The sequence below is a fragment of the Pseudomonas palmensis genome, from assembly GCF_049942755.1.
In the GTDB taxonomy this organism is placed as follows: Bacteria; Pseudomonadota; Gammaproteobacteria; order Pseudomonadales; family Pseudomonadaceae; genus Aquipseudomonas; species Aquipseudomonas palmensis.
The window spans coordinates 5,003,958-5,021,975 of sequence record NZ_CP187958.1 but is presented as its reverse complement, the minus strand read 5'-3'; the positions used below and the strand labels follow the sequence as shown (position 1 = coordinate 5,021,975).

The following is an 18,018-nucleotide window of genomic DNA, read 5'->3' as shown; positions in this document are numbered from 1 at the left end:
TCGCCGGCAAGGCCGGCTCCTGCAGGGTGCGTGGTTTTCGCGACCCGGGTGGGGGCCGGCCTTGCTGGCCACAGCTTGTTCGTTAGCCTGCTTTCTTTTCCTGCCCGCTCCCGCCATCATGGTCGCCTCCAACCGCTTGCCTGCGAACGAGCCCCATGTCTGCCCCGCCCCCTTCTGCTGTACTCAGTAACGAGTCGGTTACCCGACAGATACTGTCGATCGTCTTCTACACCTTCATCGCCTTCCTCTGCATCGGCCTGCCGATCGCGGTGCTGCCCAGCCATGTGCATGACACCCTGGGGTTCAGCGCGGTCATCGCCGGCATCACCATCGGCCTGCAATACCTGTCCACCCTGCTCAGCCGCCCCATGGCCGGACGCCTGGCCGACAGCCTGGGGACCAAGCGCGCGATCATCTACGGGCTGCTGGGCATCGCGCTGAGCGGCGTGCTGACCTGGGCATCGGCACTGGCCGTGCACCTGCCAGTGATGAGCCTGGCAGTGCTGCTGGCTGCACGGGTGGCCCTGGGCATCGCGCAGGGCCTGATTGGCGTGGGCACCCTGAGCTGGGGCATCGGCCAGGTGGGCGCCGAACACACCGCGCGGGTGATTTCCTGGAACGGTATCGCCTCCTATGGCGCCATCGCCATCGGAGCACCGCTGGGGGTGATCGTGGCCAGCGAACTGAACTTCGCCACCCTGGGCCTGAGCCTGACCGCGCTGGCGGCAGCGGCGCTACTGGTGATACGCAACAAGCCCTCGGTGCCGGTGGTGCGTGGCGTGCGCCTGCCGTTCTGGGCCGCCTTCGCGCGGGTGGCACCGTGCGGCGTGGGCCTTACCCTGGCCTCCATCGGCTATGGCACGCTGACCACCTTCATCACGCTGTTCTATATAGAACGCGGCTGGAGCGGCGCCGCCCTGTGCCTGAGCGCCTTCGGCGTGTGCTTCATCCTGTCGCGGCTGCTGTTCGTGAACGCGGTCAACCAGTGGGGCGGCTACCGTGTGGCAATTGCCTGCATGGGCGTCGAGGCCCTGGGGCTGGCATTGCTGTGGCTGGCGCCGTCACCGCTGCTGGCGTTGGTCGGCGCGGGGCTGAGCGGCTTCGGCCTGTCACTGGTGTACCCGGCACTGGGGGTCGAGGCGATCAAGCAGGTGCCCAGTTCCAGCCGCGGCGCCGGGCTGGGGGCCTACGCAGTGTTCTTCGACCTGGCCCTGGCGATTGCCGGCCCGGTGATGGGCGCCATCGCTGCGCACCTGGGCTACGCCTCGATCTTCTGCGTGGCCGCGCTGCTGTCACTGGCCGGCGTGGGCCTGACCCTGGTGCTGTTGCGCCGCGCCACGGCTCAGTGATCGACCGCACTCAGGCCGACACGCTCGGCGCCCCCCAGGGTACGGGTGAAGAAGCGCGTGGCTTCGGCCTGCAACGACAGGTGAATGCCGGCGCGGTCCACCCCTTCGGCATCGGTGCACAGCGTGGCCATATGCTGCAGTTGGGATGCGTCGCACGGGGCCATGAACACGAAGTGCCCGGCACCCGCCAGCAGGCGGTAGTTGGGGGTGATCGGCAGTTTGCGCGCCAGCGCCTGGGCATTCTTGTCGATGGCCAGCAACTGGTCGCGGTCGCCGCTGTAGATAAGCGCGGGCACCTTCACATCGGCCAGCGCGTGGCGTCCGAACATCAGGCTCAACGGCGCCATCAGCAGCAATGAACGCACCCTGGGGTCGGCATGGGGCAGCAGGTCGTCACGGTCTGCCACCAGCACCCCGTGGGCCTTGCAGGCATCGGCGTCCAGCGGGTTCTGCTGGCAGTAGCGGCGCAGGCGTTGCAGGTCTGGTCGGGCACCGGACAGGATCAACGCCGTCTCGCCACCGGCCGAGTAACCGATCATGCCTACCTGCCCGTCGCTGACGTAAGGTGCAAGCAACGGATCGGCAAGGGTCGCGGTCAAGGCGGCACTGATCTGCAGGGGCCGGCCATAGAGGTTGCTCAGGGTGCCAAGCCGGCTGTGATCGCGGGCGTTGTCTCCCGGGTGCACCACCGCCACCACCACGAAGCCCCGGCGTGCCAGGGCGCTGGCCAGGTCATGCAGCGCCAGTGGCGTGCCGGTATTGCCATGGGACAACATCAGCAACGGGAAGCGGCCCATTACCACCGCGCCTTCTTCGGCCACGTGGACCCGATAGCCGTCGACCTGATGCCACCGGGCGGCGTCGCTGGATGGGTAGAACGCCAGCGCCTGCATCGGCTGGCCGTCCACCGGGTCGGTCACAGCCATGCGATGCAAGCCGACTCTCCAGTGCTGCGCGGGCTCGGCCTGCACCAGCAGGCAGCAGCCCCACAGCACCAGCATCAAAAATGTTCGAACCCACCGCATCGTTGCTCACCCTGCCCGGCCCGCACCTGTGACCGGTACTGGCAAGCATAGAGCGGGCCAGGCCGGGCTGGATGAAAGGTGCATGAAAAAGCCGACTTGCGGGGTGACCGCAAGTCGGCTTTTCGACAGGGGCTCAGGCAGCCGCGAACAGCTCGCTGTCGATCTGCGCCTGGGCGGCCTGCATGGCATTGCTGCGGTGCTCGTCGCCGTAGGCCAGGCCATGGGCGCGCACGAACTCGACGTCGGTGATGCCGATAAAGCCCAGGAACACCTTGAGGAATTCCTCGTGGGCCACACCGGTCGGCTGGCCGACGTGCAGGCCGCCGGAGGTCGACACCACGATCACCTTCTTGTTGCCGCACAGGCCTTCAGGCCCGGCTTCGGTGTAGCGGAAGGTCTGGCCGGCGACGGCAATGCGGTCGATCCAGGCCTTGAGCTGGGTCGGCACGGTGAAGTTGTACATGGGCGCGGCGATCACCACCGCATCGGCCGCCAGAAACTCCTGCAGGGTTTCACTGCTGAGCCTGGCTTCATGTTGCTGCGCCGCATCGCGCAGTTCGTCAGGCGTGCCGGCGGCAACCAGGGTCGCGGCCGAGAAATGGCTGATGGCATCGGCGGCCAGGTCCCGGTAGACCACCTGCGCCGAAGGTTCTGCCGCTTGCCAGGCGGCGACCACGCGCTGGCTGAGCTGACGAGAAGCGGAGTTGTCGCCGAGGATGCTGGAATCGATGTGCAACAGTTTCATGGGGCTCTCCTGAATGAGGATCGGCTGGCGATCACGATGGGGAGGATGCTACCGGGATAGCCAATAGCTGATAAGATCGCAAATTCGCACTTCTTCGTCCCACTGGCAGGACAATGCCCATGACCGGCATGCAAGACCTCAACGATCTGTTCTATTTCGCACGCGTGGTGGAGGCCGGTGGTTTCGCGGCGGCCGGGCGTCTGCTCGGTGTGCCCAAATCCAGGCTGTCGCGGCGCATTGCCGAACTGGAGGAGCGCCTGGGCACGCGTCTGCTGCAGCGCACCACTCGGCAACTCAAGCTCACCGCCGTGGGCGAGCGCTACCTGCGCCATTGCCAGGCCATGCTGCTGGAGGCCGAGATGGCCGACGAAGCGGTGGCCAGCATGACCAGCGAACCGCGCGGGCGCTTGCGGGTGTCGTGCCCGGTGGGCCTGGCCCATGAGTTCCTGCCCGGCGTGATCAGCGCATTTTTGCAGCAGTACCCGCAGGTACAGCTGGACATGGTGCTGCTCAACCGCCGGGTCGACCTGATCACCGAGGGCATCGACGTGGCCCTGCGTGTGCGCGACCTGGGCGACGAAGACCCGGCACTGGTCACCCGCCGCCTGCGCCAGGCGCAGATGCTGCTGGTGGCCGCACCTGAGTTTGCCGCCCGGCACCCTGTCAGCTCCCCTGCCGACCTGGCCAGGGTGCCGGTACTGGGCGCGGTCGAGGCCGACCGCCTGGTGCACCTGCGCCTGCTCGACGAGCAGGGCCACAAGCAGGACCTGACCCTGGAAGCGCGCCTGGCCATCGACGACTTCGTGGTGCGCAAGGCCGCCACCCTGGCGGGCCTGGGCTTCACCACGCTGCCGATCATGCACTGCGAGGCCGAACTGCAGCGCGGCGAACTGGTACGCCTGCTGCCGGGCTGGTCACTGCCGGGCGGTTACCTGCAGGCGGTGTACCCGCACCGGCGCGGCGTGCTGCCGGCGGTCAGGGCGTGGATCGATCACCTGGTAGCCTCGTTCGAGGAATGTGGAGAGCGTTATGTCTGAGCGAAAAATGACCGAGGCACAGGTGGCGGCATTCTGCCTGGGCCTGCCCGGTGTGCAGGAAGACTACAAATGGGGTGGCGTGCGCGTGTTCTCGGTGGCCGGCAACAAGATGTTCGCGGTGATGGACCTGGCGGGTGCAGGCTTGTCGTTCAAGGTCGACACCGAGCTGTTCCTGGGCTACGTGGACCGCCCCGGGGTGCGACCGGCGCCGTACCTGGCGCGGGCACACTGGATCAGTGTGGCGCAGCCTTATGCGATGGGGCGTGGGGAACTGGAAGAGTTGCTGCGCCGCTCGCATCAACTGGTGGTGCGGCGATTGCCCAAGCGCGTACAGGTCGGGTTGCGGCTCTGAGGCCGATGGCTTTCGCCGGCAAGGCCGGCCCCTGAAGGCGCCGACCTTGCCGGCGAAAGCGCTCTAGAACCCGAACAATCGCCCGGCAAGAAACAGGTAGTCGGCCCAGAACACCTGATGCCCCAGCACGATCACCCAGAACACCAGCTGATAGGACAACTTGCGTGTCTTGTGCCGGAACACCTGCTGCGCCAGCAGCGCCCCTGGCCAGCCACCGGCCAGTTCGCAGGCATGCAGCACCTTCTCGGGGGTACGCTGCCCCTGGCCGCGCGCCTGACGCTTGTCGTAGCCATACAGCCCGAAACAGCCAAGGCTCGCCAGCCCATAGGCCGCCAGCCACAACCAGTTGCCTGTGCCCACACCCAGCTTCAGTGCGCCCAGCACCGGCAGCAGGCACAGGGCCACGAATGCCAGCAACTTGAGGCGCAGGTGGCGCATGGGCGGGCGCGTTTCGATGCGGGCCATCTCAGCCGTGCGCCACGGCCCAGTCGACCCAGCCGAACTGCCAGGTCGCCAGGATCACCAGGCCAAATGCGATACGGTACCAGGCAAACACCGCGTAGCTGTGGCTGGCGATGAACTTGAGCAAGCCGCGCACCGCAATCATCGCGAAGATGAACGACACCACAAAGCCGATGGCGAACACCGGGAAGTCATCCGGCTGGAACAGGTCACGGTACTTGTAGCCCGAGAACACCGCCGCCCCGACCATGGTCGGCATCGCCAGAAAGAACGAGAACTCGGTGGCGGCCTTGCGCGACAGGCCGAACAACAGCCCGCCGATGATCGTCGAGCCCGACCGCGAAGTCCCTGGAATCATTGCCAGGCACTGCGCGCAGCCGATCTTCAGCGCATCGGTCCAGCGCATGTCATCGACCTCCTCGGCACGCACCACGTGCTGGCGGCGCTCGGCCCACAGCATGATCACCCCGCCCACCACCAGGGCCACCGCCACCGTGATCGGGTTGAACAGGTACTCATGGATCAGGTCGGCGAACAGCACGCCCAGCACCACGGCGGGCATGAAGGCGATCAGCAGGTTGAGGGTAAAGCGCTGGGCCCGGGCCTGGCGGGGCAGGCCCACCACCACGTCCAGGATCTTGCGGCGAAATTCCCACACCACCGCCAGGATCGCGCCCAGCTGGATGATGATGTTGAACGCCATCGCGCGTTCGCCGCCAAAGTCGATCAGGTCGGCGACCACGATCTGGTGACCGGTACTCGAAATGGGCAAAAACTCCGTCAGACCCTCGACGATGCCGAGAATCACAGCCTGCATGGCGGTCCAAAAATCCATCATTCCCCCGTAAGACATTGCCGCTGGCAGGTCTCATCATTCGTTATTTGATTGCCCGAAACCGGGCATATTACGGCGACACTCCGTCGCAAAACCGAAGGAAATGCTACCCCGGCCTTCAGAACTGCCCCGTGAAGGCCGAAATCCTAACAGAGCGCTCGTGCAAACGCTGCCGCTCGACGCGACAGCGCTCTACTAATCAATCACTTAGCCCTTGGTCGAGTAGGTTGTTTCGGTAAAGCGTGGTTGGATGCGGACAATAACAAGAACATAGGGTGACCTTCATGAAGACTTTACGCAGTATGTCGATCAGCCGTCGGCTGTGGCTCATCCTGGTGGTGGCGGTACTGATGCTGGTGACCCTGGGGCTGCTGATGCTGCGTCAGATCCACGGTGACCTGTACCAGGCAAAGGCCGAAAAGACCCGGCACGTGGTCGAAACCGCAGCCGGCGTGCTGGCCTATTACCAGGGGCTGGAAGCCAGCGGTACCCTTACCCGCGAGGCCGCCCAGCAACAGGCGCTGAGTGCGGTGCGCGGGTTGCGTTATGACCAGGACGACTACTTCTGGATCAACGACCTGGGCCCGAAGATGATCATGCACCCCATGAACCTCAAGCTCGAAGGCCAGGACCTCTCCGGCATTCGCGACCCGGACGGCTATGCGCTGTTCAACGAAATGGTCGCGTTGGCCAAGGCCCAGGGCGCCGGCAGCATCGACTACCGCTGGCCCAAGCCCGGTGCCAGCGAGCCGGTGGAAAAAACCTCGTACATCCAGCTGTTCAAACCCTGGGGCTGGGTGATCGGCTCTGGCGTGTACATCGACGACATGCACGCCGAGTTCGTGCGCCAGCTTCGCGACGCATCGCTGCTGGGGGTGGTCATCGCGCTGATAATGGCACTGGTGGTCATGCTGATCGCCCGCAGTATCACCCGCCCCTTGCAGGAAGCCGTGGATGCCATGGGCAACATCGCCAGCGGCGAAAGCGACCTGACCCGTCGCCTCGACACCCATGGGCAGGATGAAGTCACCCAGCTGGGCCTGCACTTCAACACCTTCACCGCCAAGCTGCAGCAGGTGGTGACCCAGTTGCAGGGCGCCGCCCAGGCCCTGGGCCATTCGGCCGGGGATGTAGGCAGCAACGCCGGCCAGGCGCACCAGCGCAGCGAACAGCAGTCGCAGCAGATGGAACAGGTGGCCACCGCAATCAACGAGGTCAGTTATGCGGTGCAGGACGTGGCCAGGAACGCCGAGCACGCCTCCAGCGAGATGCAGGACGCCCAGCAGCGGGCCGAACAGGGCCGGCAAAGCATTCATGGCAGCCTGCTGAAAATCGACGAGCTGTCGGGCACCATCGACCAGGCGGTGCAGGTGATCCAGGCCCTGGCGGGCCAGAGCACGCGTATCGGCAGCGTACTGGAGGTGATCCGTTCGATTGCCGAGCAGACCAACCTGCTGGCACTCAACGCCGCCATCGAGGCCGCGCGGGCGGGTGAACAGGGTCGCGGGTTCGCCGTGGTGGCCGACGAAGTGCGCCTGCTGGCACAACGCACCCAGCAGTCGACGGCCGAGATCCAGCAGATGATCGAGCATCTTCAGGGCCAGTCCGAGGCTGCGGTCAAGGCGATCGATGCCAGCAGCCTGGCCTCGCGCGAGACGGTCGAACAGGCCAGCGAGGCCGGTGCCAGCCTGGATGCCATCAGCCAGGCACTGCACAACCTCAGCGCGCTGAATGCCTCGATTGCCAGTGCCACGCTGCAGCAGTCGCATGTGGTCGAAGAGATCAACCACAACGTCACCCAGACGGCCGAGCTGTCGCGTCAGACGGCCGTGGCGGCGCACCAGTCGAGCAGTGCCGGGGCCGCATTGAACCAGTTGAGCGAACAGCTGGGGCAGTTGCTGAGGCAGTTCCGGGTCTGACCGCAGCCTGCACCTCGCCGGCGGCCGGCTTCTGCAAGGCTCGACATTGCCTCAGCAGGAGCCGGCCTTGGCGGCGAAGTGCTCACCCAAGGCTGGCACCTGACGTGCCACAAGGTACAATCGCCGCCCTGCCCCCCTTCAAGGAACGCCGATGTCCGGCCTGGAACTGTACGCTGCCGTGCTGGGCGTCATCGCTGTATGGCTCACGACCCGCCAGAACCCCTGGTGCTGGCCCATCGGCCTGCTGGTGGTGCTGCTCTACAGCTGGATCTTCTTCGACTTCAAGCTGTATTCGAACATGCTGCTGCAACTGGCGTTTGCAGTGTTCCAGCTCTATGGGTGGTGGCAGTGGACACGCCCCGGCGAGGATCGCCCGATCCGGCAGGTGACCTACCTGGGTACCGCGCCGCTGCTGTCGGGCCTGGGCGTGGGCCTGCTGGCCAGCCTGGCCCTCGGTGCGGCCATGGCCACCTGGACCGATGCTGCAGAGCCCTGGCTGGACGCCACCCTCACCGCCTTCAGCCTGGTGGCGCAGTTCTGGATGGCGCAAAAGCGCGTGCAATGCTGGCCGTTGTGGATCGTGCTGGACGTGATCTTCGTCGGCCTGTTCCTCTACAAAGGCATGTACATCACCGCCGCGCTGTATGCGCTGTTCACCCTGATCGCCCTGCAGGGCTGGCGTAGCTGGCGACGTGACCCGGCATTGGCCAGCCCATGAAGGTCCTGGTACTGGCGGGCCCGGAATCCAGTGGCAAGAGCTGGCTGGGCGGCGAAATCCAGGCGCATTTCGGTGGCGAACTGGTAGGCGAGTACGTGCGCCACTTCATCGACGAGCAGCGACGCGACACCTGCTACGCCGACATCGACCCCATCGCCCGCGGGCAGCTGGTGTGGGAGGATGCGGCCCGCGCGCGCCAGCCCGAGCTGCTGATACTCGATACGCACCTGCTGAGCAACATGCTGTGGAGCCGCGTACTGTTCAACGATTGCCCGACGTGGCTGGAACAGGCGCTGCTGGCACGGCGCTACGACCTGCACCTGTTGCTCAGCCCCGCAGGCGTGCCCTGGGTCGGCGACGGCCAGCGCTGTCAGCCACGGCTGGAGGAGCGCCAGGCGTTCTTCGAGGCCAGCCGCCAATGGCTGCAACGGCATGGCCAACCCATGCAGGTCATCGAGGGCGACTGGGCATACCGCCAATCGACGGTACTGGCGGCCGTACAGGCGCTGCTGGAAGGCAAGCCCCCGGCCTGCGCCACCGAGTGTTAACCCGGCGTTACACACCCGGCCACCTCAACCGCCGATCCAGAGCACTTGCGCCCAACACGCGGTGACGTGTTAAGCCGGTGATACACCCACCCTCGGGGCACGCCGGGCATCTGCGCTGCTGCGGCGCCTGCAAAAAGGACCAGCGGTTGTATCACCGGTGATACAGGTTTTCCGACCGGCCCCTGCCCCGTGCGCTATGCCCTTGATTCGCTGGCACAAAGCAAAAGCGGCACAGCTTCTGCTCTCCTTCTCGCAACGCTGATAGGGCCAGCGCACCGAAGAAGGAATCGCTGCCGTGGGGAATCACACCAACAAGCTGCTGAGTCTTTTCGTCATGGGCTGTGCGCTGGGCGCCAGCACCCTGAGCCTGCCGATACTGGCCGCCGGCGACGGCACCATCATCATCCAGCGCCAGGTTCAGCCCCGTTCGGCCGTTCGCCCGACCGGCACCCCCGACCCCCGCCCCATGACCGTCAATGCCAATCAGTCGCCACGCATCCTGAGCCAGACCAACGAGCTCAGCGATGGCGACTTTGCCGGTGTGGCCAGCGGTGCCAGTGTAAACCGGGTGTTGATGCCCGACGCGTCCGGCAACATCCGCGGCATGGGGGCCGTGCCCACCAGCCTGCCGGGCCTGCGTGGCGGCGCCGGCCCTGGCGCAGGGGGCGCCAACAGCATCTCCAATTCGGTCAACCAGAACGTGCAGCGTGGCCTTGCGCCGCTGCAGATCCTGACCGGGGGCCGTTGAGATGAACCACTCACTGCTGTTTCTGGCGCTGGCCTGCAGCGCGTCGGCCCTGGCCGGCCAACCGGTCAATGACAACGCCACCATCAACGCCAGCGGCCAGGGCTACAAGGGCAACGTGACCATCAACCAGGCGGCTGGCGACCAGCAGCAACAGAACAACAGTCGCGCCATCGCCATCAACCCCGATGCCACCGCCACCACCCAGGTGCGCCAGCGCATCGACACCCCTGCCAGCAGCGCGATCAATGCCCGCGCCAGCATCGGTGGCAACGCCTTCACCAACGGTAACGGGATGATTGGGATCAACCAGTCGGCCGGTGCCAACACACAACAAGTCAATGCCGTGCGGGTAAGCATCAGTGCCAACGCGCAGAGCATCGACGACAGCGTCCTCGACCAGCAGAACGTGGCGCTGTCAAACGGCTCAGGCTCGACAGGTCAAACCCCCGGCAGTCGCCAGGTCGCTACCAGCGATCAGGCCTTCACCGGCAGCCGTGGGGTGATCCAGTTGAACCAGAGCGCCGGGGTCGGGAACCGAATGGCCAACACCCTGAGCGTACGGGTTGCAGATTGACCCGAGCAGTTCACAACGCAGCACAACACAACACTTAACAACTAAAAACAATGCGGAGAAACACCATGAAACCCACAATGGCACTCAAGCCTCTGGTATTCGCACTCGCAGCGGTCATGGCAGTTGCTGCACAAGCGGGCGGAAACAACGGTGGTCACAACGGCGGACACAATGGCGGCAATAACGGCGGCAACAACAATTCCAGCGCGCTGCTCGCCCTGCTGGTAAACGCCGGCGCTGGCGCCACCGTGATCGATACCCAGGGCAATGGTGGTAACGGTGTGCTCAACGAGAACACCCGCAACAACGGCACCATGGACAACTCGGCAAACGGCTCTCAAGGCAACCTGGGCGCCAACGTGGCAGCCGGTGACGGCAACCAGCAAGACAACGTTGCCGCCATCGCCACTGCCGACGAACGCTTCATCTTCGGCAGTGCGGTTGCTGTTTCCAGCGCCACCCAGACCAACACCAGCAACATCGTCAACAACTTCTCTACCCAGAACAACGCCAATCTCACCAATTCGGCGAACAACAGCTCCGGCAACATCGGTGTCAACGTGACCGCCGGCGACTTCAACCAACAGAAAAACAACCTGGCAATCGCCGTGTCCGGCGGCCGTGTGGCCGTGGCCAGCGCAGCCGCCAACCAGTCCACCTCCGGCCTGAGCGTCAACAACAAGGCCGACCGTACCTACACCAAGGAAACCCTCGGTGGCGCCTTTGCCGCCTATGGCCAGTACGAAGGCGAAGGCCACGGCTACGTGGAACGCAAAGACGACAAACCCGGGCACAACGGTGGCTGGGATGATCGTGGCGGCAACAAACCACAGAAAGACAAGCTTACCTTCACCGAAGAAGGCAGCTTCGTACTCGGTGGCGTCTACACCTACCAGGTGCTCAAACCTACCGGCTGGGCCAACCCTGTGGTCAACAACGCCAACATGAGCAACTCGCTCAATGGCGTGTCGGGCAACGTGGGCGCCAACGTGTCGGCCGGCTCGGGCAACCAGCAAAGCAACTCGCTGTCCATCGCAGCAGGCTGCCGCGCCTGCCTGTAAGCTGAAAAAGGACGGGGCCCCCAGGGGCCCCTTTCCTGCCATCTACACGGTGCGAAGACCATGCGCATTGCCCTGCTTGCCGCATTGCTGTTTCTGGCCAGCCTGGCCGAGGCCGCACAGATGCCCATCGCTGCCCTGCCGGGCGGCAATGTCATTTACAAGCCCATCCAGAGCATTCGCGAACGACGCTTCGCCGACCTTGTACAACAGAAAACCGATTTCAGTTGCGGCGCCGCCGCCCTGGCCACCGTCCTCAAGCAGGCCTACTGGCTGGACGTCGACGAAGAACACATCATCGACGGCATGCTCGCCCACGCCGACCAGCAAGTGGTCAAGACCCAGGGCTTCTCCATGCTGGACATGAAGAAATACGTGGAAAGCATCGGCATGCGTGCCCGGGGCTATCGGATCCCGCCCGAGAGCCTGCAAAGCGTCACCATTCCAGTGGTGGTGCTGATGGACATTCGCGGCTACAAGCACTTCGTGGTGCTGCAACGCACCGAAAAGGACTGGGTGTACATCGGTGACCCGGTTCTGGGCCACAAACGCTACAAGTTCGATGATTTCGTCAAAGGCTGGAACGGCATCATCTTTGCCGTCATCGGCCCTGGCTATGACAAGGCCAACGCATTGCTCGACCCGCCACAACCCTTGACTGCAAAAAACAAGATCAACGGGTTCAGCCCGGTAGACGATGCGCAGTTGATGGATTTTGGTTTCATACAAAGTGATTTCTTCTAATCAGAAGGGGCATGAAGCTCCGGGGAGCACCCGATGAAGACTTCAACCTGGCTGGTTGCCGCCTGCCTGGCCGCCAGCTTGCCTGCCCATGCGCAGTTCAAGCCCATCGAGATCAAGGACCAGGAACTGTCCGAGCTGCGCGGACGCTATGTGATGCCAGGGCGCATCATCAGCTTTGGCGTGGTGATGAGCAGCACCTGGCAGAACGCCCGCGGCGACAGCATCGGCGCCACCGCCAGCATGCAAGTGCAGCAGTCCTCGTTCAAGCCGCAGTTCTATGTCTCGCTCGACACGCGCGACGGCAACGGCGCCCCGGTAACCCAGGGCAACGGTACCGTCACCGGCGGGGCCGGCCTTGGCACGACCCAGGGCGTTACCCAGTCGGTACGCGCAGCGGGCGACTACAACACGGCCTACAACAACGTCTCGATCAACGTGAAGGAAGCCAACAGTGCCCCGGCGGCGGGCCAGCCACAGGGTCAGTTGCTGGGTAGCGGGCAGACCATCACCGGCAGCAATGGCGCCGGCACGCTGAGCGTTTCCTCCACCGGCAAGGGCATCCAGCTGGGTATCCAGGCCAACAACAACCAGGGCAATACGGTGCAGCGCCTGGCCCAGGGCGGGCTGCTGCAGGCCACCACGCTCCTGGGCGGCAACAACGCCGTCAACAACATCACCCAGCTCAATGTGGTACTGCGCAACAACCTGCCTACTGCCGGGGCCTTGAACTGCAACCTGGATCAACTAAAGGGCCTTCGTATTTCCGGATATTGATCTACGCTCTGTCTCAATTCACCGCAGTTGGAAGGGACGGCTAACCCATGCATCGATCGTTTTCGTTGAAGGCAGTGGTCTGTGTGAGCACTCTGGCGTCTTCAGCGCTGCTGCAAGCGGCGCCAGATCCGCAAGTTGAGGCCCTGAAACAGGAGTTGCAGGCACTCAAGCAACGTTATGAATCCCAGCAGCAGGCACTGATGGTGCTCGAGCAGCGGGTCCGTCAGGTTGAAGATCAACCCGCGGCACCTCCTCAGCGCCTGACCCGCTCGCCAGCGGCCCCCACCCGGTCAGGCCAGGTGGCTACCGCATCCGGGGCGGCCCCCGGCACCGGCAGTTCCTACGGCGAAGCGCTCAAGGGCGATTCGGAACCTGCACAGAGCGTGTCCAACCTGTACGACGAAGCCAGCGGCTTCTTCGGTGGCGGCAAGTTCAGCGTCGAGACCGGCATCACCTACGCCCGCTACGACACCCGCCAACTGATCCTCAACGGTTTCCTCGCGCTGGACTCGATTTTCCTGGGCAACATCAACCTGGACCGCATCAAGGCCGACAACTGGACCCTGGACCTGACTGCCCGCTACAACCTCGACCAGCGTTGGCAGTTCGATATCAACGCCCCCATCGTCTACCGCGAGTCCACCTACCAGTCCGGGGGCGCCGGCAACAACGCCCAGGGCGTGACCGAACAGACCGTCACCCGCGACCCGACCCTGGGGGATGTCAACTTCGGGGTGGCCTACAAGTTCCTCGACGAATCGGAAAACAGCCCCGATGCGGTGCTCACCCTGCGGGTCAAGGCGCCCACCGGCAAGGACCCGTTCGGTATCAAGCTGATCCAGGATCCGAACAACGACAGCCTCGCCTACCCCGAAGACCTGCCCACCGGCAACGGCGTATGGTCCATCAGCCCGGGCATCTCGCTGGTCAAGACGTTCGACCCGGCAGTACTGTTCGGCAGCCTGTCCTATACCCATACCCTGGAAGAGTCGTTCAGTGACGTCAGCTCCACGTCCGGGGTCAAGGTGCCGGGCAAGGTCAAGCTGGGCGACAGCTTCCAGATCGGCGCCGGTATCGCCTTTGCGCTGAACGAGAAGATGAGCATGTCGTTCTCGGTGTCCGACCTGATCGCGCGCAAATCCAAGATCAAGTCGGCCGAAACCGGCGACAGCTGGACCTCGGTGCCCAGCAGTGATGCCAACGCCGCCTATTTCAACGTGGGCATGACCCTGGCCGCCACCGACAACCTGACCATAGTGCCCAACCTGTCGATCGGCCTGACCGACGATGCGCCGGACTTCACCTTCAGCCTCAAATTCCCTTACTACTTCTGATCTGCGCCGACGCCATTCGCCAGCAAGGCTGGCTCCTACCTTCGGGTAGGAGCCAGCCTTGCTGGCGAATGGACGTAGCGTGGGATCTTCAGCGAATCTGATGCTTGTGCAGCAACCGGTAGAACGTAGGCCGCGACACCCCAAGCACCTTGGCCGCAATGCTGAGGTTGTCACTGTGACGATTGAGCACGTCACACAGCGCCTGGCGCTCGGCGCGGTGCTTGTAGTCTTCCAGGGTACCCATCGGCGTCATCTCGACCTGCGCGCCCTGCAACCCGAGGTCCTGGGCCTCGATCTGCCGCCCTTCGGCCAGCACCAGGCCGCGACGCACGCGGTTGGCCAGTTCGCGCACATTACCCGGCCAATCATGCTTGCCCATCGCCATCAGCGCGTCTTCGCTGAAGGTGCGCGGGCGCCGGCCGGTCTCCTGGCTGTAGAAACGCGAAAAGTGGCTGGCCAGCATCGACAGGTCGCCATGCCGGTCACGCAGCGGTGCCGTCACCACCTGCAGCACGTTGAGCCGGTAATACAGGTCTTCGCGAAAACGCCCGCTGGTGATCGCGCTCTCCAGGTCGACATGGGTCGCAGCCAGCACGCGCACGTCCACCGCAATCGGCTGGCTGCCGCCCACCCGTTCGATATGCTTTTCCTGCAGAAAACGCAGCAGGTTGGCCTGCAGTTCCAGCGGCAGGTCGCCGATCTCGTCGAGAAACAGCGTGCCGCCGTTGGCAGCCTCGATGCGCCCGACCTTGCGCTGGTGCGCGCCGGTGAAGGCGCCCTTTTCGTGGCCGAACAGCTCGGACTGGATCAGGTGTTCGGGAATCGCCCCGCAGTTGATCGCCACGAACGGTTTGTCGTGGCGCTGCGACTGCCGGTGCAGGGTGCGCGCCACCAGTTCCTTGCCGGTACCACTCTCGCCTCGAATCAGCACCGGTGACTCGGTGGGCGCCAGCTTGCTCAGCAACTTGCGCAGTTCGCGGATCGGGCGGCTGTCACCCAGCAGTTCGTGCTCGGGCTCATCCACATGCAGGTTGCCCTTGCCGCGCAGGCGTGCCATGCCGAAAGCGCGACCCAGGGTCACCTGCACGCGGGAGACATCGAATGGCAACGTATGGAAGTCAAAAAACCACTCGCACACAAAATCACCCACGTTCTGCGCGCGCAGCTCCTCGGCGCTGAGCACCGCGATCCACTCGGTGCCGCTGCGGCTGATCAGGTCCTTGACCGCATCGGGGTGCTGCAGGTGGCTGGCGTGCAGGCGCAGCAGCCCCACATCGCAAGGGTGCTCCAGGGCAGTGGCAAGGGTGCAGGTGCGCACGTCCCAACCTACGCTGCGCAGGCCTGGCAACAAGCGGTGGCAATCGTCACAAGGGTCAACGATCAGCAAGCGGCGGTTCGGTACCGGTTCCAGCATGACCTTTCCTTGGCGCCAATTATTGGAAATGTTAGTAGAAACAGCATGTTGTATGGCCCGTCTGTAACAGTAGCAACCAACGTCAGAATGCCCACTACCGTCCGTCTGCAAATACGGCCTTGCTTTCGGCTCGGTAGAATTTTCCTGTTAATTCAACGTCCCAGATGTTGCCAATGAATGCAGATTGTCAGCACCGATTAAAAAAACATTACTTGCAGTGTGACCTGACCCACTACTGCGTGCATCAGTACAAGTAACCTGCCGCAGGGAACACACCTTGCCGCAACTTTTTCAATGTTTGGGACCACAGAGAGACCGAACCCATGAACGCCCCGCTCCGTGTCAACGAAGCACTGCTGATTGCCGACCACGCCTTCGAACCTTTCCAGTGCGTCGCCTGGGATGTGCCTAACGGCACTGGCGAACTCAGCCTGGCGGTAATCGACCGGACCAGCACCCGTATCGGCAGCAAGCAAGTTCCAAGCAGCACCTATTCCGACCCGCAGCAATTGGCACACCTGATCGAGGAAGTGCGCGCCGAGTTGAGCCAGAAAGGTTATGACTTGCAGCCGTGGAGCATGCCGAAGTAACTTTCCGGCCTGCCCCGTTCATGCAAAAGTGCACCCACCGGGTGCACTTTTTTTGTTTGTGAAGTGTGCGCCGGCGGCTGCGGCAGTTGGCCGCAGTTTACGGCCCAAGTACTTGTTTCAACGCAAGTTGAACTGTTCCAGGTGTTGGTATTGCGCACCCAGTTCCAGCGCCATTTGCCTGGCGCGGCCCAGGCGAACCGGTGCGCTTTCCATGTCCACCAGCAGGCTGCTGCACGGCAGTGCCTCCAGCGCCGGCCAGGCCTTGAGCCGGCCATCGGTTAGGATCAGGCAGTGCTGCACCTCATTGGGGTAGCGCCGCTGGCGTTGGGTCAGCCATTGCCGGGCCTGCTGCAGTGCCTCGAGCAGTGGCGTGCCTCCGCCGGCGCCGAGCTCCGCCAGCCAGGGCTGCAGCGCAGCAGAGGCCTTCAGGCCGTGGCGCTGCCAGCGCGGTTCGCGGCCGCTGGCCGTGAGCAGGGCGAGCCTGGCGCGGGCCCGGTACGCCTGGTCGAACAGTTCGGCCAGCAAACCCTTGGCCTTGCTCAGTGCCTGGTAACGCCGGGTAGACGCCGACGCATCCACAATCACCAGCCAGAGCTGCGTCGGCGCGGCGGTGCGCTGCGCCCAGCACAGCTCGTCGCGCTGGCGCGGGCGGCCCTTGAGCAGGGTGGCAGGCCAGGCCACGCTGCCCTGCCCGGCTGCCCGGGCACGCCCGCGCGGGCCCCGGTCGAGCTTGCCTGCACGGGGCCTGGCATCCGCCGCCGGGTGCGAGCGCGGGCGGATGCTCAAGGCTTTTTTGGCCAGCGCGGTACCTCGCGCCGAGCGCCCACAGCCACCGGCTGGCCTGGCAGCTCACCCCACTGGCCACTGCCCTGGGGCTCGCTCGACGGGCTCGATTGCCCCTGGGGCTGAGCGTCGGGGCGAGGCGGTTGCTCGGCGGGCCGGTCATGGCGCCGATGGCGCAAGGCAAACTCTGCCACCGCCTCGATATCCTCGGCCTCGATGCCCGGTGCACTGCGCCAGGCCGCATGGGCACGGGCGGCACGCAACCAGACCAGGTCGGCGCGCAGGCCGTCGACCCCGGCCTCGAAGCAGCGCTGGGTGATCTGCGTCAGGGCCTGGTCATCCAGGGCAATCTGTTCCAGGCGCTCGCGTGCCTGCTGGCAGCGCTGGCGCAGCTCGGCCTGGGCATCGGCCCACTGCGCGCAGAACGCCTGCGGGTCGCTGTCGAAGTCCAGCCGGCGGCGGATGATCTGGCCTCGCGCCTCGGGCAGCGGCTGGCCCTGCAGGGCCACATTCAGGCCGAAACGGTCGAGCAACTGCGGACGCAGTTCGCCCTCCTCCGGGTTCATGGTGCCGATCAGCACGAAGCGCGCACTGTGCCGATGGGAAATGCCATCGCGCTCTACCCGGTTGGTGCCGCTGGCAGCCACATCCAGCAGCAGGTCGACCAGGTGATCGGGCAGCAGGTTGACCTCGTCGACGTACAGCACGCCGCCATCAGCCTTGGCCAGCACACCCGGCGAGAACTGGGCGCGGCCCTGCCCCAGCGCAGCATCCAGGTCCAGGGTGCCGACCAGGCGCTCCTCGGTGGCGCCCAGCGGCAAGGTCACGAAGGGCCCCTCGCCCAGCAGGTCGGCCAGGCCCCGGGCCAGGGTGCTCTTGGCCATGCCGCGCGGGCCTTCGATCAGCACGCCGCCGATCCTGGGGTCGATGGCCGTCAGGCACAGCGCCAGCTTCAGGTCGTGGGCGCCGACCACGGCGGCCAGCGGAAAATGTACGGGTTCGCTCATGT

At 64.7% G+C, this 18,018-nt stretch carries 20 protein-coding genes; 13 read left to right on the top strand and 7 right to left on the bottom strand.

Annotation, left to right across the window (positions count from 1 at the left end; all coding sequences use genetic code 11):
* Nucleotides 1-155 precede the first annotated feature (155 nt).
* Nucleotides 156-1,349 carry an MFS transporter gene (locus ACPRTJ_RS23165; RefSeq protein WP_426427342.1) on the top strand — a complete coding sequence of 398 codons (1,194 nt, stop codon included), beginning with the start codon at nt 156-158 and terminating at the stop codon, nt 1,347-1,349.
* Here ACPRTJ_RS23165 and ACPRTJ_RS23160 read toward each other — a convergent pair.
* Complete coding sequence (locus ACPRTJ_RS23160) at nt 1,343-2,374, bottom strand: alpha/beta hydrolase family protein (protein WP_078480393.1); 1,032 nt, start codon at nt 2,372-2,374, stop codon at nt 1,343-1,345. The genes ACPRTJ_RS23165 and ACPRTJ_RS23160 overlap by 7 nt on opposite strands.
* Nucleotides 2,375-2,507: 133 nt before the next feature.
* Nucleotides 2,508-3,119 carry an FMN-dependent NADH-azoreductase gene (locus tag ACPRTJ_RS23155; protein ID WP_054914558.1) on the bottom strand — a complete coding sequence of 204 codons (612 nt, stop codon included), beginning with the start codon at nt 3,117-3,119 and terminating at the stop codon, nt 2,508-2,510.
* 128 nt (nt 3,120-3,247) lie between these two features.
* On the opposite strand from ACPRTJ_RS23155, the gene ACPRTJ_RS23150 reads away from it, so the two are divergent.
* The gene (locus tag ACPRTJ_RS23150) at nt 3,248-4,156 is read left to right on the top strand and encodes a LysR substrate-binding domain-containing protein (RefSeq protein ID WP_043861502.1); all 909 of its coding nucleotides are present in this window, start codon (nt 3,248-3,250) and stop codon (nt 4,154-4,156) included.
* Nucleotides 4,149-4,508 carry an MmcQ/YjbR family DNA-binding protein gene (locus ACPRTJ_RS23145; protein WP_426427341.1) on the top strand — a complete coding sequence of 120 codons (360 nt, stop codon included), beginning with the start codon at nt 4,149-4,151 and terminating at the stop codon, nt 4,506-4,508. Before ACPRTJ_RS23150 ends, ACPRTJ_RS23145 begins: the two co-directional genes overlap by 8 nt.
* A gap of 63 nt (nt 4,509-4,571) precedes the next feature.
* On the opposite strand, the gene ACPRTJ_RS23140 is transcribed toward ACPRTJ_RS23145, so the two are convergent.
* The gene (locus ACPRTJ_RS23140; protein WP_054914559.1) at nt 4,572-4,973 is read right to left on the bottom strand and encodes a DUF1294 domain-containing protein; all 402 of its coding nucleotides are present in this window, start codon (nt 4,971-4,973) and stop codon (nt 4,572-4,574) included.
* A gap of 1 nt (nt 4,974) precedes the next feature.
* Nucleotides 4,975-5,805 carry an undecaprenyl-diphosphate phosphatase gene (locus tag ACPRTJ_RS23135; protein WP_054914658.1) on the bottom strand — a complete coding sequence of 277 codons (831 nt, stop codon included), beginning with the start codon at nt 5,803-5,805 and terminating at the stop codon, nt 4,975-4,977.
* A 284-nt stretch (nt 5,806-6,089) separates the two neighbouring features.
* Between ACPRTJ_RS23135 and ACPRTJ_RS23130 the strand changes: the two genes are divergently transcribed.
* The 9 genes from ACPRTJ_RS23130 (at nt 6,090) to ACPRTJ_RS23090 (ending at nt 14,222) form a co-directional block, all read left to right on the top strand.
* Nucleotides 6,090-7,724, top strand: coding sequence for a methyl-accepting chemotaxis protein (locus ACPRTJ_RS23130; protein ID WP_043861500.1), 1,635 nt, complete (start codon nt 6,090-6,092; stop codon nt 7,722-7,724).
* 151 nt (nt 7,725-7,875) lie between these two features.
* The gene (pnuC, locus tag ACPRTJ_RS23125) at nt 7,876-8,442 is read left to right on the top strand and encodes a nicotinamide riboside transporter PnuC (RefSeq protein WP_100632791.1); all 567 of its coding nucleotides are present in this window, start codon (nt 7,876-7,878) and stop codon (nt 8,440-8,442) included.
* Nucleotides 8,439-8,990, top strand: a complete 552-nt coding sequence (locus ACPRTJ_RS23120; RefSeq protein ID WP_286901604.1) for an AAA family ATPase — start codon at nt 8,439-8,441, stop codon at nt 8,988-8,990. Before pnuC ends, ACPRTJ_RS23120 begins: the two co-directional genes overlap by 4 nt.
* Nucleotides 8,991-9,285: 295 nt before the next feature.
* Nucleotides 9,286-9,738: a hypothetical protein gene (locus ACPRTJ_RS23115; RefSeq protein WP_370409168.1), complete on the top strand. Its 453-nt coding sequence runs from the start codon at nt 9,286-9,288 to the stop codon at nt 9,736-9,738.
* Nucleotide 9,739: 1 nt separating this feature from the next.
* Complete coding sequence (locus tag ACPRTJ_RS23110) at nt 9,740-10,312, top strand: adhesin (RefSeq protein ID WP_426427340.1); 573 nt, start codon at nt 9,740-9,742, stop codon at nt 10,310-10,312.
* Nucleotides 10,313-10,377: 65 nt separating this feature from the next.
* The gene (locus ACPRTJ_RS23105) at nt 10,378-11,373 is read left to right on the top strand and encodes a hypothetical protein (RefSeq protein WP_043861462.1); all 996 of its coding nucleotides are present in this window, start codon (nt 10,378-10,380) and stop codon (nt 11,371-11,373) included.
* Nucleotides 11,374-11,433: 60 nt separating this feature from the next.
* Entirely contained in the window at nt 11,434-12,114 is a 681-nt protein-coding gene (locus ACPRTJ_RS23100; RefSeq protein WP_043861461.1) for a C39 family peptidase, read from the top strand.
* Nucleotides 12,115-12,147: 33 nt separating this feature from the next.
* Complete coding sequence (locus tag ACPRTJ_RS23095; protein ID WP_058540148.1) at nt 12,148-12,888, top strand: hypothetical protein; 741 nt, start codon at nt 12,148-12,150, stop codon at nt 12,886-12,888.
* Nucleotides 12,889-12,935: 47 nt separating this feature from the next.
* Nucleotides 12,936-14,222, top strand: a complete 1,287-nt coding sequence (locus ACPRTJ_RS23090; RefSeq protein WP_043861459.1) for a hypothetical protein — start codon at nt 12,936-12,938, stop codon at nt 14,220-14,222.
* Between the two features lie 88 nt (nt 14,223-14,310).
* On the opposite strand, the gene ACPRTJ_RS23085 is transcribed toward ACPRTJ_RS23090, so the two are convergent.
* Nucleotides 14,311-15,636 (bottom strand): sigma-54 dependent transcriptional regulator, encoded by a 1,326-nt coding sequence (locus ACPRTJ_RS23085; protein WP_043861458.1) that lies wholly within the window; start codon nt 15,634-15,636, stop codon nt 14,311-14,313.
* A gap of 323 nt (nt 15,637-15,959) precedes the next feature.
* Here ACPRTJ_RS23085 and ACPRTJ_RS23080 point away from each other — a divergent pair, with 323 nt between their 5' ends.
* On the top strand, nt 15,960-16,226 hold the full coding sequence (locus ACPRTJ_RS23080) for a hypothetical protein (protein WP_054914565.1): 267 nt from the start codon (nt 15,960-15,962) through the stop codon (nt 16,224-16,226).
* 117 nt (nt 16,227-16,343) lie between these two features.
* On the opposite strand, the gene ACPRTJ_RS23075 is transcribed toward ACPRTJ_RS23080, so the two are convergent.
* Together ACPRTJ_RS23075 and ACPRTJ_RS23070 are read right to left on the bottom strand one after the other, a co-directional pair.
* Nucleotides 16,344-17,012: a vWA domain-containing protein gene (locus tag ACPRTJ_RS23075; RefSeq protein ID WP_229589463.1), complete on the bottom strand. Its 669-nt coding sequence runs from the start codon at nt 17,010-17,012 to the stop codon at nt 16,344-16,346.
* Nucleotides 17,009-18,016, bottom strand: coding sequence for an ATP-binding protein (locus tag ACPRTJ_RS23070; RefSeq protein ID WP_054914566.1), 1,008 nt, complete (start codon nt 18,014-18,016; stop codon nt 17,009-17,011). The genes ACPRTJ_RS23075 and ACPRTJ_RS23070 overlap by 4 nt, the downstream gene beginning before the upstream one ends.
* Nucleotides 18,017-18,018: the final 2 nt, after the last annotated feature.